Raw genomic sequence first — 24583 nt, 5'->3', positions numbered from 1 at the left:
CGGCCGACCGGGGCCCGCGACGGGCACGGCCTCACCAGGAGGGCGGGCTCGCGATCGCGCGGGCGAGGACGTCGTCGAGGACGCGGGCGGTGGTCTCGACGTCGTACGTGGAGTTGTCGATGATCGGCAGGCCCGAGCCGTACCAGCCGGCCATCCGGCCGTGGATGGCGGCGACCTCCTCGTCCGAGAGGCGCCGGTTGCCGCTGCGCTCGGCGTTGCGCTCCAGGACGACCTCCAGGCCGGGCAGGAGGACGACGGGCAGCAGGCCGGGGCCGACGTGGCGCTTCCAGCCGCCGAGGCCGACGACGGGCCGGTCCGGGAAGACGGCGTCGTCGACGATGCAGGAGATGCCGTTGGCGAGGAAGTTGCGCGCGGCGAAGCCGCAGGTGCGGCGGGCGAGCCGGTACTGCGCCTCGGAGTGCTCGTTCCATCCGGACTGCGGGTCGGCGAAGCCGGAGCAGACCCACTCGCGGACGTCGTCGAGGCTGATGTGGGCGGTGGGCACGCGGCGGCGCCGCGCCCAGTGCCGGGCGACGGTCGTCTTGCCCGCGCCGGCGGGGCCGATGAGCAGCACGGCCAGGGTCGCGCCGCCGGTGCCGGCCCCGTGCTCGGCGGGCGGGGCGAGGGGCGCGCCCACGGGCGGCAGCGGGACGTGCCCGGCGGGCTCGGCCCGGTGGAGCGGCGGGGCGGTGGGGTAGTGGGGGGCGGCCGGGCCCTGGGGCGCGCCCTGGGAGGGGGGCCGGGGAGCCGGGGGGTGGCCGGGTATGCCGCCGGAGGCGCCCGCGCTCCACCCCGGGGCTCCCTGCCCGGCGGGCGCCGGGTGCGGGGGCGCCGCGGGCGGTGGCGGGGCCGGGTGCCGGGGCGCGGACGTCCCGCCGGGGACGGCCGGGTGGACGCCGAGGCGGGAGCCGGCGCCCGGCGTCGTGCCCGGTGCCGGGTGTACGGGCGGCGGGCCGCCCCGGTCGGCGTCCCCCGCCGCGGGAACGGGGCCGGGCGCCCCGCCCGACCGCTCGTGCGGTGGCAGCGGGCCCCCCACTGCGTGCTGCATCCGGTGCCACTCCGTCTCGTACGCCTGTTGTCACCCGGGACCGGTCGTGTACCCGGACGGCGGAACGTTACCGCTCCCGAGCGCCCCCGCTCCCCCCAGGGGGAACGGCCGGGGGCGCTTCCTGGTGCCCCGTCAGCCGGACAGCTCCTCGGCGAGCGCCCGCAGCGCCAGCCGGTAGGAGCCGATGCCGAACCCGGCGACCGTCCCGGTCGCCACGGCCGCGATCACCGAGGTGTGCCGGAACTCCTCGCGGGCGTACGGGTTCGAGATGTGCACCTCGATCAGCGGCGCGGTGCGCTGGGCGGCCGCGTCCCGCATCCCGTACGAGTAGTGCGTGAACGCGCCGGGGTTGATCACGACCGGGACCGAGCCGTCCGCCGCCTCGTGGAGCCAGCGGATCATCTCGCCCTCGTCGTTGGTCTCCCGCACCTCGACGTCGAAGCCGAGCTCCGCGCCGAGGGCGCGGCAGGACTCGACGAGCCCCTTGTAGGAGGTGGCGCCGTAGATGTCGGGCTCGCGGGAGCCGAGGCGGCCCAGGTTGGGGCCGTTGAGCACCAGGACCGGGCGCGGCTCGCTCACGCCGACACCTCGCCGTACGCCGCGATCAGGACGGCCGGGTCGGGGCCCTCCAGGACGGTGGGCTTGGCGAGCCCGTCGAGCACGATGAACCGCAGCAGGTCGCCGCGGGACTTCTTGTCGACCCTCATGGTCTCCAGGAGCTTGGGCCACTGGTCGCCGCGGTAGCTGAGCGGCAGGCCGACGGACTCCAGGATCGCGCGGTGCCGGTCGGCGGTGGCGTCGTCCAGGCGTCCGGCGAGCCGGCCGAGTTCGGCGGCGAAGACCATGCCGACGGAGACGGCGGCGCCGTGGCGCCACTTGTAGCGCTCGTTCTTCTCGATGGCGTGGGCGAGGGTGTGGCCGTAGTTGAGGATCTCGCGGCGGCCGGACTCCTTGAGGTCCCCGGAGACGACCTCGGCCTTGACCTTGATCGAGCGGACGAGCAGCTCGGCGGTGTGCGGTCCGGCCGGGGTGCGGGCCGCCTGCGGGTCCTCCTCGATGAGGTCGAGGATCACCGGGTCGACGATGAAGCCGGCCTTGATGATCTCCGCGAGGCCGCTGACGTAGTCGTGGACCGGGAGCGAGTCGAGGGCGGCGAGGTCGCAGATGACCCCGGCGGGCGGGTGGAAGGCGCCGACGAGGTTCTTGCCCTCGGCGGTGTTGATGCCCGTCTTGCCGCCGACGGCCGCGTCGACCATCGCCAGGACCGTGGTCGGCACGGCGATCCAGCGCACGCCCCGCAGCCAGGTCGCGGCGACGAAGCCGGCCAGGTCGGTGGTGGCGCCGCCGCCGACGCCGACGACGACGTCGGTGCGGGTGAAGCCGGTCTGGCCCAGGGCCTTCCAGCAGTAGGCGGCGACCTCGGCGGTCTTGGCCTCCTCGGCGTTCGGCACCTGGATGGCGACCGCCTCGTAGCCCTGGTCCGCGAGGTCGGCGCGCAGGGCCTCGCCGGTGTCGGCGAGCGCCTCGGGGTGGATCACGGCGACCCGCTTGGCCCGGTCGCCGATCAGGCCGGGCAGCTCGCCGAGGAGCTGCCGGCCGACCAGTACCTCGTACGGATCCGTGCCCGCGCTGCCGGCCACGTGGATGCGGGTCACGTCCTGGTCCGTCGTCATGCGTCCTTCTCGATTTCCAGTGCCGAGAGGACCGCGTCCGCGACCTCTTCGGGGGTGCGGTCGTCGGTGGTGACGACGGCCCGGGCGACTTCGGTGTAGAGGTGGCGGCGCGCCTCCATCAGCTCGCGCCACTGGCGGCGCGGGTTGACGGCGAGCAGCGGCCGGGCGGCGCCGAGGCCGACGCGGCGGACCGCCTCCTCGACGTCCATGGAGAGGTACGCGACGGGCAGCCCGGCGAGCAGGGCGCGGGTGCCGGCGTCGAGGACCGCGCCGCCGCCGAGGGCGAGGACGCCCTCGTGCTCGGCGACGGCCCGGGCGACGGCGTCCCGCTCCAGGGCGCGGAAGCGCTCCTCGCCGTCCTCGACGAAGATGTCGGAGATCTCGCGTCCCTCGGCGGCGACGATGTCGGCGTCGGTGTCCCGGTAGGGCGCGCCCAGCCTCTCGGCCAGGAGCGCGCCCACCGTGGACTTGCCGGACCCCATCGGTCCGACGAGGACGACCAGGGGACCGGCGGTCACCGGATGCGCAGGTTGTCGAGGTACGACCGGACGTTGCGCCGGGTCTCGGGGACGCTGTCGCCGCCGAACTTCTCCAGGACGGCGTCCGCGAGGACGAGCGCGACCATGGCCTCGGCGACGATGCCGGCGGCGGGGACGGCGCAGACGTCGGAGCGCTGGTGGTGGGCGACGGTGGCCTCGCCGGTGACGACGTCGACGGTGGCGAGGGCGCGCGGGACGGTCGCGATCGGCTTCATCGCGGCGCGGACGCGCAGCAGTTCGCCGGTGGTGAGGCCGCCCTCGGTGCCGCCGGAGCGGCCGGAGGAGCGCTTGATGCCCTCGTCGGTGCGGACGATCTCGTCGTGGGCCTTGGAGCCGGGCACGCGGGCGAGCTCGAAGCCGTCGCCGACCTCGACGCCCTTGATGGCCTGGATGCCCATGAGGGCGGCGGCGAGGCGGGCGTCGAGGCGCCGGTCCCAGTGGACGTGCGAGCCGAGGCCGACGGGCACGCCGTAGGCGAGGACCTCGACGACGCCGCCGAGGGTGTCGCCGTCCTTGTGGGCCTGGTCGATCTCGGCGACCATCGCCTTCGACGCGTCGGCGTCGAGGCAGCGGACCGGGTCGGCGTCGAGCCTCTCGACGTCGGCGGGGGTCGGGTAGACGCCGTACGGGGCCTTGGCGGCGGCCAGCTCGACCACGTGCGAGACGATCTCGATGCCCGCGGCCTCCTTGAGGAAGGAGCGGGCGACGGCGCCGAGGGCGACGCGGGCGGCGGTCTCGCGGGCGCTGGCGCGCTCCAGGACCGGCCGGGCCTCGTCGAAGCCGTACTTCTGCATCCCGGCGAGGTCCGCGTGGCCGGGGCGGGGCCGGGTCAGGGGCGCGTTGCGGCCCGTCTCCTTGAGCTCCGAGGGGTCGACCGGGTCGGCCGACATGACCTTCTCCCACTTGGGCCACTCGGTGTTGCCGACCATGACGGCGATCGGGGATCCGAGGGAGAGCCCGTGCCGGACGCCGCCGAGGAAGGTGATCTCGTCCTGCTCGAACTTCATCCGGGCGCCGCGCCCGTAGCCGAGGCGTCGCCGCGCGAGGTGGTCCGCCACCAGCTCCGTGGTGACCGGGACGCCGGCGGGCAGACCCTCAAGGGTCGCGACCAGCGCGGGTCCGTGGGATTCCCCAGCCGTCAGCCAACGCAACCTGCTCAACGATGCTCCTCATGCTCGCGCCTGGCACTGCGACGGCGCGCCCGGGTGCGCGGCCCTGGCCCGCCACCCCCGATCCTCCCACGTCCGGAGCGCCCCCTTGGACGCCTGTCCAGCTACCGGACGGGAGTCTCGGCTGCCGGGACGCTTTCCCCGTCGTCGGGGGTGGCCGCGAACCTGCCCCGCAGCCAGGAGACGAAGCCGTACACGACGGTCGAGCCGCCGAGCCCGAGCACGGTGTACCGCGCCCAGGCGGGCAGGTCGCTGAAGAACCCCACGTACAGAAAGCGCAGCACGTCGAAGGCCGTGTCCCACTTGGACGCCAGCAGCATGTCCCCGTATCCCCCCGTTCGGCGCCGACCGGCCCCGGGCGCCGACGGAAGCCTATCGGGCGGCCAGCGCCCGCTCCCCCGCCGTCCGCATGGCCGCGAGCGGTGCCTGCGGCACGCCCGTCATCAGCTCAACCTGGAGGACGGCCTGGTGGACGAGGAGGTCGAGGCCGCCGACGACCTTGCCGCCCCGATCGGACCAGGCGGCGGCCAGCGGGGTGGGCCAGGGGTCGTAGAGGACGTCGAAGAGGGTGCCGACGCGGTCGGGGACGGCGGTGGCCAGGGCGTTCGTCGTACCGGCGGGAGTGGTCGCGATCACCAGCGGCGCCTCGAAGGCCTCCGCCGCGCGCTCCCAGTCGGCGGTGCGCACGTCCACGCCGAGCCGCTCGCCCCAGCCGCGCATCTCCTCGGCCCGCGCCTCGCTCCGCACGTACGCGGTGACGGGCCCCGCGCAGATCAGGGCGAGGGCGGCGAGCGCGGAGGAGGCGGTGGCGCCGGCGCCGAGGACGGCGGCGGCCTCCACCTTCTCGACGCCGCGCTCGCGCAGGGCGGCGATCATGCCGGGGACGTCGGTGTTGTCGCCGACCCGCCGTCCGTCCTCACGGAAGACGACGGTGTTGACGGCCTCCACGGACGCGGCCGTGTCGCTGACCTCGTCGAGCAGCGGGATGATCGCCCGCTTGAGCGGCATGGTCAGCGAGAGCCCGGCCCAACTGCCGTCCAGCTCGCCCACGAACCCCGGCAGGGCCGCCTCGTCGACCTCGAAGCGCTCGTACGACCAGTGGCCGAGGCCGAGTTCGGCGTACGCGGCGCGGTGCAGGACCGGGGAGAGGGAGTGGGCAATCGGTGATCCCAGGACCGCCGCGCGACGCTGCTTGCTCACTGTCCCTGCTTCCGCTGCTTCTCGTACTCCGCGACGTTCCGGTTGTGTTCCTCGTTCGTCACGGAGAAGACGGTCTTGTCCTCGTTGATCGAGACGAAGTAGTACCACGGGCCGGCCGCGGGTTTGATCGCGGACTGGAGCGCCTCCATGCCGGGGTTGCTGATGGGCCCGGGGACGAGTCCGGTCACCTTGTACGTGTTGTACGGGTCGTCGATCTTGCGCATGGCGTCGACCGTGCCGACGTCGAGGGTGCTCTGTCCCCTGAGGTAGTTCACCGTCGAGTCGAACTCCAGACGGCCCACGGTCTCCGTGTTCCCGGGCTTGAGCCGGTTGTAGACCACGCGCGCGACCTTGTCGAAGTCGTGCTTGTACTTGCCCTCGACCTGGACGAGGCTCGCCACCGTCAGCAGTTCCCAGGGCCCCTTGAGGCCGACCGCACTCGCCTTCGCGTCCAGGTCCAGCTTGTTGTACTCCTGGTTCGCGCGGGTCACCATCCTGCGCAGGGCGTCCTCGGGCTTGCTGCCCTTCGCGACCGGGTAGCTCGCCGGGAAGAGGAATCCTTCCAGCGGGTCCTTGATGTCGGGGTGCTGCTTGGCCCACTCGGGCAGGCCCAGGGAGTCGGCCTTCGCGAGCGCGATCTCCTTGGTGGTGCCGGGCTTGAGGTCGAGGCGCTGGTCGAGCGTCTCGTAGACCCAGGCGTTCCGCTTGCCCTCGGGGATGATGAGGTTGGCCTGGCTCGCCGGGTCGAGCATCAGCTTGACCGCGCTCTCCGCCGACATCTCCTTCTTCAGCGTGTAGACGCCGGCCTGGATGGACTGGCCCTTGGGGTCCTTCATCTGGGCCGAGGTGAAGGCGTCGACGCTCTTGACGACGCCGGCCTTCTTCAGGATGTTGCCGATGTCGGAGCCGTACGCGCCCTTGGGGATCTCGACCTGGACCTCGCCGCTGCCGGTGCCCGCGAAATCCGGGACCTCGGCGAACCGGCCCTGCCAGAACTGGTAGCCGAAGTAGCCGACGCCGCCGACGCCGCCCACCAGGACGGCGGCGACGACGAGGCAGGCCACGCCGTTCTTGCCCTTGCGCTTCTTGTCCCTGCCGCGCCGGTCGCGGTCGTCGCCGCGGGAGCCCCGGCCGCGCGCCGGCTCCTCGTCGTACCCGTCGTCGTAGTCGTCGTCGCGGCCGCCCCTTCCGCCGCGGCCGGCGTCGCCGTCGTCCTCGCCGGTGAAGAAGGGGTGGTTCTCCTCGTCCGGCTCGGGCTCCCGGCGGGTCTCCTCCTCCGGGGCCCAGTCGATCACCGGCTCCGGCGGGTCCTGCCGGTGGCCGGGGGGCCGGGGCGGCGGATAGGCCTCGGGGGTGCCGTACAGGTCCGGGTTCTGGCCGCCGTACGGATCGGCCGGGGGCGCGCCGTAGGCCATCGCCGCCTGGCCGGACTCCCAGGTGCCGTCGTACTGCTGTCCGAGGTGTCCGGGCGTGTCGTAACCGCCCTGGTGCCCCGTCCCGTACTGCTGCTGTTGTTGCTGGTCGTACGGCTGCTGTTGCTGGTACTGCGACGGGTAGTGCTGCTGCTGGTACTGCGGATCGGCGTAGCCCTGCGGCTGCTGTTGCTGCGGGTACTGCTGCCCGTAGGGGTCCTGATACCCCTGGCCGCCCTGCCCGTACGGGTCCTGGTAGCCGTGGCCGCCCTGGTCGTACTGGCCCGGCTGCTGCGGATGCGGGTACTGCTGCTGGCCCTCCCACCCCTGGTCCCCGTAGAGCGGGTCCCCGGGGTGCCACGGTTCGGAGCCCGGGCCCCGGCCATACTCAGTCATCGATCCCCAAAACAGCCGCGAGGCTTCCGGACGATCCGCCTCTACGTAGTGCGGCAGCTGTTCGAACACCGCCGCATCGCGCGGAACGTTACCGTATCGCGATCAGATGACCACTTCGACGCCCTCGCCGGGAGGATTACCCGATACCCGTTCGGACTCAAGAGCGTTCTGAAGGATGATCACGGCGGCGGCCTGGTCGATGACCGAGCGGCCCTTCTTCGCCTTCACCCCGGAGGCGCGCAGCCCCTGGGTGGCGGTGACGGTCGTCATCCGCTCGTCGACCAGCCGGACCGGCACGGGGGCGATGCCCTTCGCCATCTCGCGGGCGAAGGCGCGGACCTTGGTCGCGGCCGGGCCCTCCCGCCCGCTGAGCGAGCGGGGCAGACCCACGACGACCTCGATCGGCTCGTACTCCTCGACGATCCGGCGGAGCCGCCGGTGGGCGGCCGGGACGTCGCGTCCCGGCACGGTCTCCACCGGCGTGGCGAGGACCCCGTCGGGGTCGCACGAGGCGACCCCGATCCGGGCGTCCCCGACGTCGACCGCGATGCGGCGGCCGCGGCGCATCGTCACGCCGTCTCCACCACGAGGCGCTCGACGGCGGCCATGGCCTCGCCGACGGCCTCCGGGTTCTGGCCGCCGCCCTGGGCGACGTCCGGCTTGCCGCCGCCACCGCCGCCGAGGGTCTTGGCGGCCGTGCGGACCAGCTCGCCGGCCTTGAGGCCGCGCTCGCGGGCGGCCTCGTTGGTGGCGATGACCGTCAGCGGCTTGCCGTTGACCGCGGTGAACAGGGCGACGACGGCCGGGCGGCCGCCGGAGATCCGGCCGCGCACGTCGAGGACCAGCTTGCGCAGGTCGTCGGCGGTGGTGCCGTCCGGGACCTGCCCGGTCACCAGGGCGACGCCGCGGATGTCGCGGGCGGAGTCGACGAGACCGGCGGCGGCCTGGAGGACCTTCTCCGCGCGGAACTTCTCGATCTCCTTCTCGGCGTCCTTCAGCTTGCCGAGCATGGAGGAGATCTTCTCCGGCAGCTCCTCCGGGCGGCCCTTGACCAGCTCCTGGAGCTGGGCGACGACCGTGTGCTCCTTGGCGAGGAAGTTGTACGCGTCGACGCCGACGAGGGCCTCGATGCGGCGCACGCCGGAGCCGATGGAGGACTCGCCGAGCAGCTTCACCAGACCGAGCTGGGCGGTGTTGCGGACGTGGGTGCCGCCGCACAGCTCCTTGGAGAAGTCGCCGATGGTGACGACGCGGACCTGCTCGCCGTACTTCTCGCCGAACTCGGCGATGGCGCCCTGGCGCTTGGCCTCGTCGATCGGCATGACCTCGGCGTGGACCTCCAGCTCGTGCGAGAGGACCTCGTTGATCTTCTGCTCGACGTCGGTGAGGACCGTGCCGGGAACGGCGTTCGGCGAGCCGAAGTCGAAGCGGAAGCGGCCGGGCTGGTTCTCGGAACCGGCCTGGGCGGCCGTCGGGCCGAGGGCGTCGCGCAGGGCCTGGTGGGTGAGGTGGGTGGCCGAGTGGGCGCGGGCGATGGCCCGGCGGCGGCGCACGTCGATGGCGGCGTAGGCGGTGGCGCCCACGGTCACTTCGCCGACCTGCACGGAGCCCTTGTGCACCGAGACGCCCGGGACCGGCTGCTGGACGTCGCGGACCTCGATGACCGCGCCGCTGTGCAGCTTGATGCGGCCCTGGTCGGCGATCTGGCCGCCGCCCTCGGCGTAGAAGGGGGTGCGGTCGAGGACGACCTCGACCTCGTCGCCCTCGGAGGCGGCCGGCGAGGGGACGCCGTTGACGAGGAGGCCGACGACCGTGCTCTCGCCCTCGGTGCTGGTGTAGCCGGTGAACTGGGTGGCGCCGCTGGTGTCGGCGATCTCCCGGTACGCGGTCATGTCGGCGTGGCCGGTCTTCTTGGCCTTGGCGTCGGCCTTGGCGCGGTCCCGCTGCTCCTTCATCAGGCGGCGGAAGCCGTCCTCGTCCACGGAGAGGCCCTGCTCGGCGGCCATCTCCAGGGTGAGGTCGATCGGGAAGCCCCAGGTGTCGTGGAGCAGGAACGCCTTGTCGCCGGAGAGGACCGAGCCGCCGGAGGCCTTGGTCTCGGTGACGGCGGTGTCGAGGATGTTGGTGCCGCCGCGGAGGGCCTTGAGGAAGGCGGCCTCCTCGGCGAGGGCGACGGTCTCGATGCGCTTGCGGTCGGTGACCAGCTCCGGGTATTGCTCGCCCATCGTCGCGATCACGGTGTCGACGAGGTCCTGGACGACCGGACCGGTGGCGCCGAGCAGGCGCATGTTGCGGATGGCGCGGCGCATGATGCGGCGCAGCACGTAGCCGCGGCCCTCGTTGCCGGGGGTGACGCCGTCACCGATGAGCATGACGGAGGTGCGCATGTGGTCGGCGACCACGCGGAGCGAGACGTCGCTCTCGTGGTTCGCGCCGTACCGGACGCCGGTCAGTTCGGTGGCCTTGTCGATGACGACCTTGAGGGTGTCCGTCTCGTACATGTTCTGGACGCCCTGGAGGATCATCGCCAGGCGCTCCAGGCCGAGGCCCGTGTCGATGTTCTTGGCGGGCAGGTCGCCGAGGATCGGGAAGTCGTCCTTGCCGGAGCCCTCCCCGCGCTCGTACTGCATGAAGACCAGGTTCCAGATCTCCACGTACCGCTCGTCGTTGACGGCCGGGCCGCCCTCGACGCCGAACTCGGGGCCGCGGTCGTAGTTGATCTCGGAGCAGGGGCCGCAGGGGCCGGGGACGCCCATGGACCAGAAGTTGGGGCCCATGCCGAGGCGCTGGATGCGCTCGGCGGGGACGCCGACGACGTCCCGCCAGATGCGCTCGGCCTCGTCGTCCTGCTCGTAGACGGTGATCCAGAGCTTCTCCGGCTCGAGCCCGTAGCCGCCGTGCTCCACCGGGGTGGTCAGCAGCTCCCAGGCGAGCTTGATGGCGCCTTCCTTGAAGTAGTCGCCGAAGGAGAAGTTGCCGCACATCTGGAAGAACGTGCCGTGGCGGGTGGTCTTGCCGACCTCTTCGATGTCGGGGGTGCGCACGCACTTCTGCACGCTGGAGGCGCGCGAGAACGGCGGCTTGACCTCGCCCAGGAAGTAGGGCTTGAAGGGCACCATGCCGGCGGGGACGAGCAGCAGAGTCGGGTCGTCCGCGATGAGCGACGCCGAAGGGACGACGGTGTGCCCGCGCTCCTCGAAGAAGCTCAGCCAGCGGCGGCGGATTTCAGCCGACTCCATCAGTGGTCCTCATTCCGGTTGTACGAACTCTTGGGAAGGGTGAAATACGAAGGCGGGGTGGGGCCGAGGGCGGTCCTGCGGCGGGGCTCCGGGAGCTCCCGGCCCTGTGCGGCGGGCGGTTCCGCGGGGGCGTCGAGTCCGAGCGCCTCCCCCAGCTCGGCCTCCCGCTGGACCATGCCGGCCCTCACGTCGAGGGCGAAGTCCTTGAGCCGGTGGCCGGTCTCGACGGCCTTGTTCGCGGCCTGGGCCGCGAGGCTCTCGGGGGTCAGCTGCTTCAGCTTCCGGTTGACCTTGGCGGTGGCCCACACGCCGGCGGCTGCGCCGGCCGTGAACCAGAACGTGCGGCGGAACATCGCGGCTCAGCCCTTCTGTTTCCGGCGTCGCATGGACGGCACGGTACGGCCGACGATCACGGTGCGGCGGGCGGAGGCGCCCGGTGCGCCCTCCCCGTCCCGGCTCCGGCCGAGCGCGCGGCGCACGCCGTAGCCGAAGGCGGCCACCTTGACGAGCGGGCCGCCGAAGGTGGAGGCGACGGTGGTGGAGAGCGCGGAGGCGTTGGAGGTGACCTCCTGGACGTCCGAGGCGATGGCGTCGACCCGGTCGAGCTGGGTCTGCGCCGACCGCACGGTCGCGGAGGCCTCGGCGAGCAGGGGCACGGCCTGCTCCGTCACGTCCGCCACGAGCTTGGTGGTCGCCCTGAGCGTCTGCGCCAGTCTCGCCAGCGCCACGGCGAGGAAGGAGACGAGGATCGCCCAGAAGACGGCCACCAGGATCCCGGCAACCTCTCCACCGGTCACGCTGCACCGCTCTCTGCTGTCGTTGGGCCTTGTGAAAAGTCGTCCCCCGACCCTATCGCGCCCGGGCTGTCGCGCCGTACCGCATTACCGTGCGCGAGGCACCGGTCACGGGATCCGGTTGTACGCAGCGCGCGGGGGTGAGTACGCTCCGTGTCCCATGCGACGGAGCAATCTCCCGGCGGAGCTGAACCGGTTCGTCGGACGGGCCGCCGAGCAGGCCGCACTGGCGGCGCTCCTCGGAACGTCCCGCCTGGTCACGGTCGTGGGCGTGGGCGGGGTCGGCAAGACGCGGCTCGCGCTGCGGGCGGCCGCGGGGGCGCAGAAACGCTACGGCGACGGGGTCGGGCTCGCCGACCTCGCGACGCTGCGCGATCCGGACCTGGTGGCGCACGCCCTGGCCGAGGCGCTCGGCCTCACCGACCACACGCCGAGGCCGCCGCGCGAGGCGCTGAAGGAGCACCTGGCGGAGCGGCGGGTGCTGCTGGTGCTCGACGGTTTCGAGCACCTGGTGGAGAGCTGTGCTCCGCTGGTGCGGGAGCTGCTGGCGCACGCGCCCGGCCTCACCGTCCTGGCGACCGGGCGCCGGCCCCTGCGGGTGGCGGGCGAGGCGGTGTTCCCGCTGGCGCCGATGGCCGAGGCGGACGCGGTGGCCCTGCTGGCCGAGCGGGCGGCGGAGGCGGGCGCGCCGGTGCTCCCGGGATGCGCGGGCGGTCCGGGCGGTCCGGGCGCGGACGCGATCCCCGGCCGTACGGCCTCCGAAGTACCCGACGTCGTACGGGAGTTGTGCCGGAGGCTCGACGGGATTCCGCTCGCCCTGGAGCTGGCCGCCGGGCGGCTGCCGCTGCTCTCCCCCGAGCAGGTGCTGCACCGGCTCGACGACCGCTTCCGGCTCCTCGCGGACGGCGAGCGCGGGGCGCTGCCCCGCCACCGGGCGCTGCGGACGGCGATCGGCTGGAGCCACGAGCTGTGCACGCCGGGGGAACGGCTGCTCTGGGCACGGCTCTCGGTGTTCGCGGGCCCCTTCGACCTGGAGGCGGTGGAGTACGTGTGCGGGGGCCGCGAGCTGCCGCCGGAGCGGATCCTGGACCTGCTCGGCGGGCTGCTCGCGCAGTCGCTGCTGTCGCGGGAGGACACGCCCGCGGGCCCGGCCTACCGGATGCTGGGGACGGTCGCCGCGTACGGGGCGGAGTGGCTGGCGGCGCTCGGCGACACGGAGCGGATGCGGCGCCGGCACCGCGACTGGTACATGGGCCTGGCCACCTGGTGCGAGCTGGAGTGGTTCAGTCCGCGCCAGGCGGAGGTGGCGGCCCGCACGGACGTGGCGCTGCCCCATCTGCGGGCGGCCCTGGAGCTGTGCCTGGAGCTCCCGGAGGACGCGCACCTGGCCCAGCACCTGGCGGGCACGCTCTGGTTCGCCTGGGCGGGCTGCGGGCGCCTCGCGGAGGGCCGGTACTGGCTGGACCGGGCGCTCGCGCTCGACTCCGGGCACGAGGAGGCGCGCCTGAAGGCGCTGTGGGTGCTCGGGTACGTGGCGATCCTCCAGGGGGACGGCACGGCGGCGGTGGCGGCGCTCCACGAGTGCGGGGAGCGGGCCGGGTCCTCGGGGAACGCGCTGGCGGAGGCGTACGCGACGCACCGGATGGGCTGTCTGGCGCTGCTCACCGACGACCCGGTGCGCGCGGAGGAGCTGATCGGGCGGGCGCTCGACTCCTACCGGGAGCTGGGCGAGCTGAACAGCAACGTGCTGATGGGCCAGGTCGAGGTGGCGATGGCGCGGGCCTTCCGGGGCGATCTGGAGGGGGCGGTGGTCCTCTGCCGGGAGGTCCGGGAGATCTGCGAGGAGCGCGGGGAGCTGTGGACGCGGGCGTACGCGCTCTACGTCCTGGCGTACGCGGCGTGGACCCGGGACGCGTACGGGGAGGCGCGGGAGCTGCTGACCGAGTGCGTCTCGGTCAACCACGTCTTCCACGACCTGGTCGGGCTCGTCCTGGCGATCGAGCTGCTCGCGCTCGTGACGGTGAGCGAGGGGGATCCGGCGGAGGCGGCGGTGTTCCAGGGGGCGGCGGTGCCGGTGTGGGACGCGGTGGGCGTCCGGCTCTTCGGTTCGACGTCGTTCGGCGGGCCCGGGGAGCTGTGCGAGGCGCGGGCGCGCGAGGCGCTGGGCGCGGCGGCGTACGAGGAGGCGTTCCGGGAGGGCCGGGGGCTCTCGCTGGACGCGGTGGTGGAGCGGGCGCTCGCCGGGCGCCGGGATCCGGCCGGGGACGGCGGGGCGGCGCCGCGCCCGTTCCGCACGGGCCGGTCGGCGGGGATCCCGGGAACGCGGAAGCCCGCCGGCTCCCCCACCGGAAAGGGCGGGGAAGCGGCGGGCTGAACACCGCGGGGGTGGTACCGCGCCTGCGTCAGCGGGCGTAGTACTCGACGACCAGCTGCTCGTCGCAGATGACCGGGATCTCCTTGCGGTTCGGGTCGCGGTCGAGGCGGAACGCCAGCGCCTTCAGGTTGACCTGGAGGTAGCGGGGGGTCTCGCCGTCGGCGGCGAAGCCACCCTCGCGGGCGACCTCGAACAGCGGCTTGGTGCGGCTGCGCTCGCGGACCATGACGACGTCGTCCGGACGGACGCGGAAGGACGGCTTGTCGACCTTCTGGCCGTTGACCTGGATGTGGCCGTGGACGACCATCTGGCGGGCCTGGTAGATGGTGCGGGCGATGCCCGAACGCAGGACCAGGGCGTCGAGGCGACGCTCGAGCTCGACGACCAGCGCCTCGCCCGTCTTGCCCTCGGCCTTCTTGGCGCGGTCGTAGGCGCGGGCCATCTGGCGCTCGCTGATGTCGTACTGGGCGCGCAGACGCTGCTTCTCGAGCAGACGGACCTTGTAGTCCGAGTTCTGCTTGCGACCGCGGCCGTGCTCGCCCGGCGGGTACGGGCGGGCCTCGAAGTACTTGACGGCCTTCGGCGTCAGCGCGATACCGAGCGCACGGGACTTCTTGACCTTGGGACGCGACTGGTTAGGCACGTTCTCCAGACCTCCGTTGTAGGTTAGGTTAGGCTCACCTTACTCAAGGAGATCGCATGTCTCGCCCGGGGAACACCACACGCATCACGGACGGCAACACAAAGAACGACGCCCAAACCATGGATGAAGCCCTGGATGGCATCGATACGACGGAGGTCCGATCAGCTCATGGTCAGCCGCGTCCCAGCGGACTTGAAATCGCGCGGATGCCGTCAGCAGCCGAGCGCACACGAACTCTCGTACAGAGTACATGCTCCGGCGTGCTGCTGATCCCGGGGGCCGAGGGGCACCGGCCCGAGCAGCTCGCGCCCGAGGCGCGGGCCGTGGGACCCGACGGCGAGATCTTCCTGCTCTACGCCGCCGACGCCCCGCCCGTACGGGCCGCCACGCACGCCGTGGACGACGAGCTGCCGGTCGTCCTGGAGCTCACGGACGTGGCCCCCGTCTCCGTCCCCCACCGCATCCGGGGCCGCGCCTGGGTCTCCGGCTGGCTGACCTGCCTGCCGGGCGTCGCCGAGCAGGGCCGCATGATGCTGCGCCTGGAGGTCGGGGAGGCGCGCGTGGACGACCTGTGGGGCACCGCCGGGATCGACGCGGAGGAGTTCGCGGCCGCCGCCCCCGATCCGCTGCACGCGCACGAGACGGAGCTGCTCCAGCACCTGGCGGCGGCCCACGGCGACCGGCTGCGGGAGCTGACCTCGCTCCTCGGCGAGCGCTCGGCCGCCCTCGTCCCCACCCGGGACGTGGCCCCGCTCGCGCTCGACCGCTTCGGCCTGCGGGTCCGCTTCAGCGCGGGCCCCGGGGACTGCTTCGACGCCCGCTTCGACTTCCCGGAGCCGGTGCGGGAGGTCTCGGAGCTGCGCCGCGAGATGCACCGGCTCTTCGAGGCCGCCCGCGCCTGAGCGCGCTACCGCCGCGGCTCCTCGCCCCTCAGGCGCGTCCGCGTCCACTCCACCACGTCCGCGTACCGCGCCTCCCCGCCGTGGCGGGTGGGCTCGTAGTACCGGCGGCCGTGGATCGCGTCCGGGGCGTACTGCTGGGCCGCGATACCGCCCGGCACGTCGTGCGGGTACACGTACCCCTGCGCGTGGCCGAGCTCGGCCGCGCCCTTGTAGTGGCCGTCGCGCAGGTGCGACGGGACCGAACCCGCCAGGCCGCCCCGCACGTCGGCGAGGGCGGCGCCGATCGCGGTCGTCGCCGCGTTCGACTTGGGCGCCAGGGCCAGGGCGATGGTGGCGTGGCTCAGGGTCAGCGCCGCCTCCGGGAAGCCGATCATGGCGACGGCCTGGGCCGCCGCGACGGCGATCGGCAGGGCGTTCGGATCGGCGAGGCCGATGTCCTCGCTCGCGGAGATCATCAGGCGCCGTGCGATGAAGCGCGGGTCCTCCCCCGCCTCGATCATCCGCGCCAGGTAGTGCAGGGCCGCGTCCACGTCCGAGCCGCGGATCGACTTGATGAGCGCGCTGGCCACGTCGTAGTGCTGGTCGCCGTCCCGGTCGTACTTCACGGCGGCCCGGTCGACGGTCTCCTCGACCGTCAGGAGGGTGATCTCCGCCTCCTTCTTGGCGATCGCCGCGCCGGCGGCGGCCTCCAGGGCGGTCAGGGCGCGGCGGGCGTCCCCGCCCGCGACCCGCAGGAGGTGGGCCTCGGCGTCCTCGGGCAGGGTCACGGCCCCGCCGAGCCCGCGCTCGTCCGTGAGCGCCCGGGCGAGCAGGCCCTTGAGGTCCTCGTCGGTCAGCGGCTCCAGGGTGAGGAGCAGCGAGCGGGAGAGGAGCGGGGAGATCACGGAGAAGTAGGGGTTCTCGGTGGTGGCGGCGATCAGCGTCACCCAGCGGTTCTCCACGGCCGGCAGGAGGGAGTCCTGCTGGGCCTTGGAGAAGCGGTGGATCTCGTCGAGGAAGAGGACGGTCTCCTTGCCGTAGCCGCCGGCCGCGCGCCGGGCCCCGTCGATGACGGCCCGGACCTCCTTGACGCCGGAGGTGATCGCGGACAGCTCCACGAACCGCTTGTTGGTGGCCTTCGAGACGACGTACGCCAGGGTGGTCTTCCCGATGCCCGGCGGGCCCCAGAGGATCACGGAGGAGGCTCCGGCGGGGCCGCCGTCGCCGTCCCCCACGAGCCGGCGCAGCGGCGATCCGGGCTTGAGCAGGTGCCGCTGCCCCACCACCTCGTCGAGGGTGCGGGGGCGCATCCGGACGGCCAGCGGGCTGCTGGACGGGTCCTTCTCCTGGCGGTCTTCGGCGGCTGCGGTAAAGAGGTCGGGCTCCACGTTCACGAAGCCTAGGTCACGCCACCGACAACGCGGTCCGGGCTCAGCCCGTCCAGAAGTCCCACCAGCGGGTCAGGATCAGCATCCCGATGATCCCGACGTGCAGGACGGGCAGGACCCAGGTGAACTCGCCGAAGAAGGTCTTCAGACCCGCCGGGGCGGGGATCACGCCGTGGCGCACGTTGTGCGAAGTCACGTACCAGAACATGACGATGGTTCCGACCCAGGCCAGGCAGCACCACAGGCAGAGCGCGTTGATCTCGTACAGCGACTGGTACGTGAGCCAGGCGCAGAAGACGACGCCGAAGAGGGTGCCGGCGTTGAGGCCGAGCCAGTACCAGCGGCGGTAGCGGGCGCCCGCGAGCAGGCCGACGCCGATGGCGATCACCATGCCGTACGTGACGAGGCCGAGCATCGGGTTGGGGAAGCCGAAGACCGAGGCCTGCTCGCTCTTCATGATGTTGCCGCAGGAGACGACCGGGTTGAGGCTGCACCCGGGGGTGAAGCCGGGGTCCTCCAGGAGCTTGAACTTGTCGATCGTGATGACCCAGGCGGCGAGCAGCCCGGCCGCGCCCGTGACCACCAGGAGCCAGGCGAGGGCGCGGCTCGCTCCGATCGTGCCGGGTGCCGGGTCGTCCACCGCTGCTTTCGTCATGTTTCCGATCCATCGCTCGCGGGCTGCTGGGCACGGACATTCTGCCGCACGGAGGCCCGTGCCCACCGTTCGGTGGACATAAGGAAGGGCCCGGGCGCCGGTGCGCGCCGGGCCCCTTCCCGTACGACCGGGGGTCAGGCCAGCTCGGTCCGCACCGCGTCCAGGAGGTCGTCCAGGGCGACCGGCCGCTGCTCGCCGGACTCCATGTCCTTGAGCTGGACGACGCCCTCGGCGAGGTCGCGCTCGCCGGCGACGACGGCGAAGCGGGCGCCCGAGCGGTTGGCGTCCTTCATGGAGCCCTTGAGGCCCTTGCCGCCGAAGGAGAAGTCCGCGGCGATCCCGGCCCTGCGCAGCTCGGTGACCTTGCCGAAGAGGATCCGGCGGGCCTCCTCGCCGAGGGCGACGGCGAAGACGCTGGTGGCGGAGGGCAGGTCGAGTTCGACGCCCTCGGCCTCCAGGGCGAGGACCGTGCGGTCCACGCCGAGCGCCCAGCCGACCGACGGCAGCGCGGGGCCGCCGATCATCTCGGAGAGGCCGTCGTAGCGGCCGCCGCCGCCGACCGCCGACTGCGAGCCGAGGCCGTCGTGGACGAACTCGAAGGTGGTGCGGGTGTAGTAGTCGAGGCCGCGCACCAGCTTGGGGTCGTCCTCGAAGACCACGCCCGCCGCGGTGATCAGGGCGCGCACCTCCTCGTGGTACGCCTTGCACGCGTCGCACAGGTAGTCGCGCAGCAGCGGGGCGCCGACGAGCTGCTTCTGCACCGCCTCGCGCTTGTCGTCGAGGACGCGCAGCGGGTTGATCTCGGCGCGGCGCAGGGTGTCCTCGTCGAGGTCGAGCCCGCGCAGGAAGTCCTGGAGGGCCTCCCGGTAGACGGGGCGGCACTCCTTGTCGCCGAGCGAGTTCAGCAGGATGCGGAAGTTCCGCAGGCCGAGCGAGCGGTAGGCCTCGTCGGCCAGGATGATCAGCTCGGCGTCGAGCGCCGGGTCCTCGGAGCCGATGGCCTCGGCGCCGACCTGCGAGAAGTGCCTGTAGCGGCCCTTCTGCGGGCGCTCGTAGCGGTAGTACGAGCCGGAGTACCAGAGCTTCACCGGCAGGTTGCCCTGCTTGTGGAGGTTGGCCTCCAGAGCGGCGCGGAGCACCGAGGCGGTGCCCTCGGGACGCAGGGCGAGCCGGTCGCCGCCCTTGGTCTCGAAGGCGTACATCTCCTTGGTCACGATGTCGGTGGACTCGCCGACGCCGCGGGCGAAGAGGTTCACGTCCTCGAAGCCGGGGGTCTCGACGTAGCCGTAGCCGGAGCGGCGCAGCGGGGCCGCGATGGCCTCGCGGACCGCGAGGTAGGTCGCCGAGACCGGCGGGATGAGGTCGTACGTGCCCTTGGGGGCCTTGAAGGTGCTCACGTGAGTCGTCACATTCCTCGTCGGGGAGCGTCGGGGCTCCCGAGGCCGGAGGCCACCTGCCTGAGGTAGGGGTTGGTGGCGCGCTCCTGGCCGATGGTCGTCTGGGGACCGTGCCCCGACAGCACCACGGTCGAGTTGTCGAGGGGCAGGCACACGCGGGCCAGCGATCCGAGCATCTCGTCCATGTCACCGCCGGGGAGGTCGGTGCGTCCGATGGAGCCGGCGAACAGCAGATCCCCGGAGAAGAACACGGAGGGGATCTCCGCGGTCTCGGGCATCCGGAAGGTCACCGACCCCTTGGTATGGCCGGGCGCGTGGGCGACGGAGAACTCCAGACCGGCGAGCTTCAGCTCGGAGCCGTCGGCGAGCTCCCGCACGTCGTCGGGCTCCCCCACGGTCAGCTCGCCCATGAGGGGCATCCCGATGGAGCGGCCGAGGGCCTTCTCCGGGTCGCTCATCATGTAGCGGTCGGACGGGTGGATCCACGCGGGGACGTCGTGGGCGCCGCACACCGGGACGACGGAGGCGACGTGGTCGATGTGTCCGTGGGTGAGGACGACGGCGACGGGCTTGAGACGGTGCTTCTTGAGCGTCTCCTCGACTCCCTGGGCGGCCTGGTGGCCCGGGTCGATGATGACGCACTCCTCGCCTGCGGCGGGGGCGACCAGATAGCAGTTGGTGCCCCAGGCTCCGGCGGGGAACCCGGCAATCAGCACGTTCGTCCTTAGATGTCGTCCGGCACGGGGCGCGGAAATCCCGGGAATGACGGGATTCGGCAGATCAGAGCCTACCGGCGCTGCCGGTTCCACAGCCAACCCGTATACGGTACGGGCACATCCGGCCAGGACAGGAACACACGAGCGACAAGGAGCGGACCGGTGGTCAGCAGCGATCAGCGGCGGCGGCAGCTTGCCAGGGAGAAGTACGTACGGCAGCAGCAGCGGCGGGAGGAGAAGCGGCGCAAGGACAGGCGGCGCAACACCGTCATCGCGTCCGTCCTCGCGGTGGTGCTGGCCTCGGGCGGCGCCGTGTACGCCTCGGTGGCGCTCTCGGACGACGGCTCGAAAAAGGGCTCGGACAACGCGGCGGGCGACACGCCCACCACCCCGGCGCCCTCGCCCTCCGGGAAGGAGTCCGAGAACCCGGAGCCGAAGCTCACGGTGGACCCGAAGGCCTCGTACGACATGGCGCTCAAGACCAACGCGGGCGACATCACGATCACCATGGACGCGTCGAAGACCCCGCGCACGGTGAACTCCTTCAAGCACCTCGCGGACAAGAAGTACTTCGACGGCAGCAAGTGTCACCGCCTCACCACGCAGAACATCTTCGTGCTGCAGTGCGGCGACCCCCAGGGCACCGGCTCGGGCGGCCCCGGCTACACCATCCCCGACGAGAACCTGGACGCCCTCGGCAAGGCCGGCGCGGACGGCTCGGTGACCTTCCCGGCCGGCACCGTGGCCATGGCGAACACCGGGCAGCCGGGCACCGGCGGCTCGCAGTTCTTCCTCGTCTACAAGGACACCAAGCTGCCGCCGACCTACACCCCCTTCGGGAAGATCGACGCGGCCGGCCTCAAGGCGGTCCAGGAGGTCGCCGCCGCCGGTGTCGAGGGCGGCGCCGGGGACGGGGCCCCGAAGAAGGCCGTGACCATCGAGAAGGCCACCGTCACCGAGAAGTGAGCCCGCGCGTCCGCACCGGCGGGCCGACCGTCGAATCTCGGTCGCGCTGAGTGCGGACAGCCGGGCCGCCGTTCGCCTAGATTGGCGGTGTGCAGCGTGGGCCGTCGGCCGCGCTGCGGAAGGCGGGCGAGGCCCGCCGGGAAACTGTGGACGATGCCCGGGGGGTTGCGACCCCGCGACGGCATCATGGTGAGGAGGCGCTGTGAGCAGCGACCCGTGGGGCCGCGTCGACGAGACGGGCACCGTGTACGTGCGGACGGCCGAGGGCGAGAAGGTCGTCGGATCGTGGCAGGCCGGCACCCCCGAGGAGGCCCTGGCCTACTTCGAGCGCAAGTACGAGGGCCTGGTGGTCGAGATCGGCCTCCTCGAGAAGCGGGTGAGGACCACCGACCTCTCGGCGAAGGACGCCACCGCGGCGATCGAGCACATCCGGCACCAGGTCGACGAGCACCACGTCGTCGGCGACCTGGCCGCGCTCTCCGCCCGGCTGGACAAGCTCGTCGAAACGGTCGACTCGCGCCGCGAGGAGCGCCGGGCCCAGAAGGCGAAGCAGGCCGACGAGGCGCGCGCCGCCAAGGAGAAGCTCGTCACCGAGGCCGAGGAACTGGCCCAGAGCGAGCAGTGGCGTTCGGCCGGCGAGCGGCTGCGGGCGCTCGTGGACACCTGGAAGGGCCTTCCCCGGCTCGACCGCAAGTCCGACGACGAGCTGTGGCACCGCTTCTCGCACGCCCGCTCGGCGTTCTCGAAGCGCCGCAAGGCCCACTTCGCGTCCCTGGACGCGCAGCGCGAGGACGCCCGCAAGGCGAAGGAGCGCCTGGTCGCGGAGGCGGAGTCGCTCTCGAACTCCACCGACTGGGGCGCCACGGCGGCCCGCTACCGCGAGCTGATGACGGACTGGAAGGCGGCGGGCCGCGCCCAGCGCGAGCACGAGGACGACCTGTGGAACCGCTTCCGCGGCGCCCAGGACGTCTTCTTCGCGGCGCGCGGCGAGGTCTTCGCCGAGCGGGACGCGGAGCAGGGCGAGAACCTCAAGCTGAAGGAGGAGCTCGCGACCGAGGCCGAGAAGCTCGTCCCGGTGACGGACCTGAAGGCGGCCCGCGCGGCCTTCCGCTCCCTCAACGAGCGCTGGGAGGCCGTCGGCCACGTCCCGCGTGACGCGCGTCCCAAGGTCGAGGGCCGGATGCACGCGGTGGAGCGGGCGATCCAGGAGGCCGAGGAGGCCGAGTGGCGCCGGACGAACCCGGAGGCGCGTGCGCGTGCCGCGGGTCTGACCGGTCAGCTCCAGGACGCGGTCGAGAAGCTGCGCAAGCAGATCGACGCGGCCCGCGCCGCCGGAAACGACGCCAAGGCCGACAAGCTCTCCCGCGAGCTGGAGGGCCGCCAGGCCCTGCTCGACCAGGCCCTGAAGGGTCTGGAGGAATTCGGCGGCTGATCCCGTCGTACGTCCGTACGGAAAAGAGGGCGGCCCCGGTACGCAGGTACCGGGGCCGCCCTTCTCGTACGCCCTCGTTACGGCTCGTACGCCCCCGTCACGGCCGGCGGGCCGAGGTCACGCGGTAGACGTCGTAGACGCCCTCCACGCCCCGCACGGCCTTCAGGACGTGTCCCAGGTGCTTCGGGTCGCCCATCTCGAAGGTGAAGCGGGAGGTGGCCACCCGGTCGCGGGAGGTCTGGACGGCCGCCGAGAGGATGTTGACGTGCTGGTCCGAGAGGACCCGGGTGACGTCGGAGAGCAGCCGGGACCGGTCCAGGGCCTCGACCTGGATGGCGACCAGGAAGACCGAGGACTGGGTCGGGGCCCACTCGACGTCCAGGATCCGCTCCGGCTCCCGGGACAGCGAGTCCACGTTGACGCAGTCGCTGCGGTGGACCGACACCCCGCTGCCGCGGGTGACGAAGCCGATGATCGGGTCGCCGGGGACGGGGGTGCAACAGCGGGCCAGCTTCACCCAGACGTCCTCGACGCCCTTGACGACGACGCCGGGATCCGCGTTGGAGCGGCGCTTGGAGCGGCCCCGGGTCGGCGGCGCGGACTCGTCGATGTCCTCGGTGGCGGCCTCCTCGCCGCCGAGCGCCTGGACCAGCTTCTGCACGATGGACTGGGCGGTGACGTGGCCCTCGCCGATCGCCGCGTACAGCGAGGAGATGTCGCTGTAGCGCATCTCGTGGGCGAGGGTGACGAGGGAGTCGCCGGTGAGGATCCGCTGGATCGGCAGGTTCTGCTTGCGCATGGCCCGCGCGATGGCGTCCTTGCCCTGCTCGATGGCCTCGTCCCGGCGCTCCTTGGAGAACCAGGCGCGGATCTTGTTGCGGGCGCGCGGGGACTTGACGAAGCCGAGCCAGTCGCGGGAGGGCCCGGCACCGGCGGCCTTGGAGGTGAAGACCTCGACCAGGTCGCCGTTGTCGAGGGTCGATTCGAGCGGGACCAGCCGCCCGTTGACCCGCGCTCCTATCGTGCGGTGGCCGACCTCGGTGTGGACCGCGTAGGAGAAGTCGACGGGGGTGGCTCCGGCGGGCAGCGCGATGACGTCGCCCTTGGGGGTGAAGACGAAGACCTCGTTGCGGGAGAGGTCGAAGCGCAGGGACTCCAGGAACTCGCCGGGGTCCTCGGTCTCCTTCTGCCAGTCCAGGAGCTGGCGGAGCCACGCCATGTCGTTGAGGTGGTCGTCCTTGCCGGTCTTCTTCGGCACGTCGGTGCGCACCTTGGAGGCGCCGGCGACGGCCTCCTGCTTGTACTTCCAGTGCGCGGCGATGCCGTACTCGGCGCGGCGGTGCATGTCGAAGGTGCGGATCTGGAGCTCGACGGGCTTGCCGTTGGGTCCGATGACCGTCGTGTGCAGCGACTGGTACATGTTGAACTTCGGCATCGCGATGTAGTCCTTGAACCGGCCGGGGACCGGGTTCCATCGCGCGTGGACGGTGCCGAGGGCCGCGTAGCAGTCGCGGACGGTGTCCACGAGGACGCGGATGCCGACCAGGTCGTAGATCTCCGCGAAGTCCCGGCCGCGGACGATCATCTTCTGGTAGACGCTGTAGTAGTGCTTGGGGCGGCCGGTGACGGTGGCCTTGATGCGGGCGGCCCGCAGGTCGGCCTGGACCTCGTCGGTGACGACGGCCAGGTACTCGTCCCGCTTGGGGGCGCGCTCGGCGACGAGCCGGACGATCTCGTCGTACATCTTGGGGTAGAGGATCGCGAAGGCGAGGTCTTCCAGCTCCCACTTGATGGTGTTCATGCCCAGGCGGTGGGCCAGCGGGGCGTAGATCTCCAGGGTCTCGCGGGCCTTCTTCTCCTGCTTCTCCCGCTTGAGGTAGCGCATGGTGCGCATGTTGTGCAGGCGGTCGGCGAGCTTGATGACCAGGACGCGCGGGTCCTTGGCCATGGCGACGACCATCTTGCGGACGGTCTCGGCCTGGGCGGCCTCGCCGAACTTGACCTTGTCGAGCTTGGTGACGCCGTCGACGAGGAGGGCGACCTGGTCGCCGAAGTCCCGGCGGAGGGTGTCGAGGCCGTACTCGGTGTCCTCGACGGTGTCGTGCAGGAGCCCGGCCATCAGGGTCGCCGGGTCCATGCCCAGCTCGGCGAGGATGGTGGTGACGGCGAGCGGGTGCGTGATGTACGGGTCGCCGCTCTTGCGCTTCTGTCCCCGGTGCCAGCGCTCGGCGACCTGGTAGGCCCGCTCGATCTGGCGCAAAGTGGCCGTTTCGATCTTGGGATCGTTGGAGCGGACGATCCGCAGCAGCGGTTCGAGGACCGGGTTGTACGGGGAGGAGCGCTGCACGCCGAGCCGGGCGAGGCGGGCGCGGACGCGGTTGGACGAGCCGCCCGAGCGGGCGGGCGCGGCCGGTGCGGGGCGCGCGGCCGGGGCGGCCGACTCGGGCGCGGGCCCGGTCTCCGCGGGCTTGTTCTGGGGCGTGCCGGTTCCCGGCGCGGCCTTCTCGGCCTTCGGGTCGGGCTGCGCGGCGGAGAGTGGCTGGGCCTCGTCTGGCAAGAGCGCTCCTCTGGGGGTCCCCCCGGACGGACTCCGGGGAAGGTTCCGGGTCCCCCGGTCAGGCCCGGAACGGCCATGGTATCGACCCCGGCCCCACGCTGCTC

22 protein-coding genes are annotated in these 24583 nt (G+C 72.5%); 4 read left to right on the top strand and 18 right to left on the bottom strand.

What is annotated here, in order from left to right:
- Positions 1-31 precede the first annotated feature (31 nt).
- The 12 genes from ACIQVI_RS27110 to ACIQVI_RS27055 all read right to left on the bottom strand — a co-directional run bounded on the left by ACIQVI_RS27110 (position 32) and on the right by ACIQVI_RS27055 (position 11473).
- Entirely contained in the window at positions 32-1048 is a 1017-nt protein-coding gene (locus ACIQVI_RS27110) for an AAA family ATPase (protein ID WP_403600379.1), read from the bottom strand.
- Positions 1049-1180: 132 nt separating this feature from the next.
- The gene (gene aroQ, locus ACIQVI_RS27105) at positions 1181-1627 is read right to left on the bottom strand and encodes a type II 3-dehydroquinate dehydratase (RefSeq protein WP_351971675.1); all 447 of its coding nucleotides are present in this window, start codon (positions 1625-1627) and stop codon (positions 1181-1183) included.
- The gene (gene aroB, locus ACIQVI_RS27100) at positions 1624-2721 is read right to left on the bottom strand and encodes a 3-dehydroquinate synthase (protein ID WP_403600376.1); all 1098 of its coding nucleotides are present in this window, start codon (positions 2719-2721) and stop codon (positions 1624-1626) included. The genes aroQ and aroB overlap by 4 nt, the downstream gene beginning before the upstream one ends.
- Positions 2718-3239, bottom strand: coding sequence for a shikimate kinase (locus tag ACIQVI_RS27095; RefSeq protein WP_403600373.1), 522 nt, complete (start codon positions 3237-3239; stop codon positions 2718-2720). Before ACIQVI_RS27095 ends, aroB begins: the two co-directional genes overlap by 4 nt.
- Entirely contained in the window at positions 3236-4420 is a 1185-nt protein-coding gene (gene aroC, locus ACIQVI_RS27090; protein ID WP_403600370.1) for a chorismate synthase, read from the bottom strand. The genes ACIQVI_RS27095 and aroC overlap by 4 nt, the downstream gene beginning before the upstream one ends.
- A 113-nt stretch (positions 4421-4533) precedes the next feature.
- Complete coding sequence (locus ACIQVI_RS27085) at positions 4534-4749, bottom strand: hypothetical protein (RefSeq protein WP_403600367.1); 216 nt, start codon at positions 4747-4749, stop codon at positions 4534-4536.
- A 52-nt stretch (positions 4750-4801) separates the two neighbouring features.
- Positions 4802-5629: a shikimate dehydrogenase gene (locus ACIQVI_RS27080; protein ID WP_403600364.1), complete on the bottom strand. Its 828-nt coding sequence runs from the start codon at positions 5627-5629 to the stop codon at positions 4802-4804.
- Complete coding sequence (gene mltG, locus ACIQVI_RS27075; RefSeq protein WP_403600361.1) at positions 5626-7437, bottom strand: endolytic transglycosylase MltG; 1812 nt, start codon at positions 7435-7437, stop codon at positions 5626-5628. The genes ACIQVI_RS27080 and mltG overlap by 4 nt, the downstream gene beginning before the upstream one ends.
- Before the next feature lie 102 nt (positions 7438-7539).
- The gene (ruvX, locus tag ACIQVI_RS27070) at positions 7540-8004 is read right to left on the bottom strand and encodes a Holliday junction resolvase RuvX (protein WP_403600579.1); all 465 of its coding nucleotides are present in this window, start codon (positions 8002-8004) and stop codon (positions 7540-7542) included.
- A 2-nt stretch (positions 8005-8006) separates the two neighbouring features.
- On the bottom strand, positions 8007-10676 hold the full coding sequence (alaS, locus tag ACIQVI_RS27065; RefSeq protein ID WP_351971669.1) for an alanine--tRNA ligase: 2670 nt from the start codon (positions 10674-10676) through the stop codon (positions 8007-8009).
- Positions 10676-11029, bottom strand: coding sequence for a DUF6167 family protein (locus ACIQVI_RS27060; protein ID WP_351971668.1), 354 nt, complete (start codon positions 11027-11029; stop codon positions 10676-10678). The genes alaS and ACIQVI_RS27060 overlap by 1 nt, the downstream gene beginning before the upstream one ends.
- A 6-nt stretch (positions 11030-11035) precedes the next feature.
- A complete protein-coding gene (locus ACIQVI_RS27055; RefSeq protein WP_030214924.1) occupies positions 11036-11473 on the bottom strand; it encodes a DUF948 domain-containing protein in 438 nt (145 codons plus the stop codon).
- Between the two features lie 157 nt (positions 11474-11630).
- On the opposite strand from ACIQVI_RS27055, the gene ACIQVI_RS27050 reads away from it, so the two are divergent.
- Positions 11631-13844, top strand: coding sequence for an ATP-binding protein (locus tag ACIQVI_RS27050; RefSeq protein ID WP_403600356.1), 2214 nt, complete (start codon positions 11631-11633; stop codon positions 13842-13844).
- A 28-nt stretch (positions 13845-13872) separates the two neighbouring features.
- On the opposite strand, the gene rpsD is transcribed toward ACIQVI_RS27050, so the two are convergent.
- The gene (rpsD, locus tag ACIQVI_RS27045; RefSeq protein ID WP_030214918.1) at positions 13873-14487 is read right to left on the bottom strand and encodes a 30S ribosomal protein S4; all 615 of its coding nucleotides are present in this window, start codon (positions 14485-14487) and stop codon (positions 13873-13875) included.
- A gap of 206 nt (positions 14488-14693) precedes the next feature.
- On the opposite strand from rpsD, the gene ACIQVI_RS27040 reads away from it, so the two are divergent.
- The gene (locus ACIQVI_RS27040; protein WP_161373552.1) at positions 14694-15389 is read left to right on the top strand and encodes a DUF2470 domain-containing protein; all 696 of its coding nucleotides are present in this window, start codon (positions 14694-14696) and stop codon (positions 15387-15389) included.
- Between the two features lie 5 nt (positions 15390-15394).
- On the opposite strand, the gene ACIQVI_RS27035 is transcribed toward ACIQVI_RS27040, so the two are convergent.
- From ACIQVI_RS27035 to ACIQVI_RS27020, 4 genes are all read right to left on the bottom strand, one after another.
- On the bottom strand, positions 15395-16756 hold the full coding sequence (locus ACIQVI_RS27035; protein WP_403600353.1) for a replication-associated recombination protein A: 1362 nt from the start codon (positions 16754-16756) through the stop codon (positions 15395-15397).
- A gap of 43 nt (positions 16757-16799) precedes the next feature.
- Positions 16800-17411 (bottom strand): vitamin K epoxide reductase family protein, encoded by a 612-nt coding sequence (locus tag ACIQVI_RS27030; RefSeq protein WP_383408967.1) that lies wholly within the window; start codon positions 17409-17411, stop codon positions 16800-16802.
- A 134-nt stretch (positions 17412-17545) separates the two neighbouring features.
- A complete protein-coding gene (hisS, locus tag ACIQVI_RS27025; RefSeq protein ID WP_389666865.1) occupies positions 17546-18808 on the bottom strand; it encodes a histidine--tRNA ligase in 1263 nt (420 codons plus the stop codon).
- 8 nt (positions 18809-18816) lie between these two features.
- The gene (locus tag ACIQVI_RS27020; RefSeq protein ID WP_161373553.1) at positions 18817-19524 is read right to left on the bottom strand and encodes an MBL fold metallo-hydrolase; all 708 of its coding nucleotides are present in this window, start codon (positions 19522-19524) and stop codon (positions 18817-18819) included.
- A gap of 162 nt (positions 19525-19686) precedes the next feature.
- On the opposite strand from ACIQVI_RS27020, the gene ACIQVI_RS27015 reads away from it, so the two are divergent.
- Together ACIQVI_RS27015 and ACIQVI_RS27010 are read left to right on the top strand one after the other, a co-directional pair.
- Positions 19687-20490 carry a peptidylprolyl isomerase gene (locus ACIQVI_RS27015; RefSeq protein WP_403600349.1) on the top strand — a complete coding sequence of 268 codons (804 nt, stop codon included), beginning with the start codon at positions 19687-19689 and terminating at the stop codon, positions 20488-20490.
- A 202-nt stretch (positions 20491-20692) separates the two neighbouring features.
- Positions 20693-21922 carry a DUF349 domain-containing protein gene (locus ACIQVI_RS27010; protein WP_403600346.1) on the top strand — a complete coding sequence of 410 codons (1230 nt, stop codon included), beginning with the start codon at positions 20693-20695 and terminating at the stop codon, positions 21920-21922.
- 97 nt (positions 21923-22019) lie between these two features.
- Here the strand turns inward: ACIQVI_RS27010 and ACIQVI_RS27005 are convergent, their stop codons facing one another.
- On the bottom strand, positions 22020-24479 hold the full coding sequence (locus ACIQVI_RS27005) for a RelA/SpoT family protein (protein WP_403600343.1): 2460 nt from the start codon (positions 24477-24479) through the stop codon (positions 22020-22022).
- Positions 24480-24583: the final 104 nt, after the last annotated feature.

This window comes from Streptomyces sp. NPDC098101 (assembly GCF_044760185.1).
Lineage (GTDB): Bacteria > Actinomycetota > Actinomycetes > Streptomycetales > Streptomycetaceae > Streptomyces.
The sequence above is the reverse complement of the archived record's forward strand: the minus strand, read 5'-3'. Positions and strand labels throughout refer to the sequence as shown.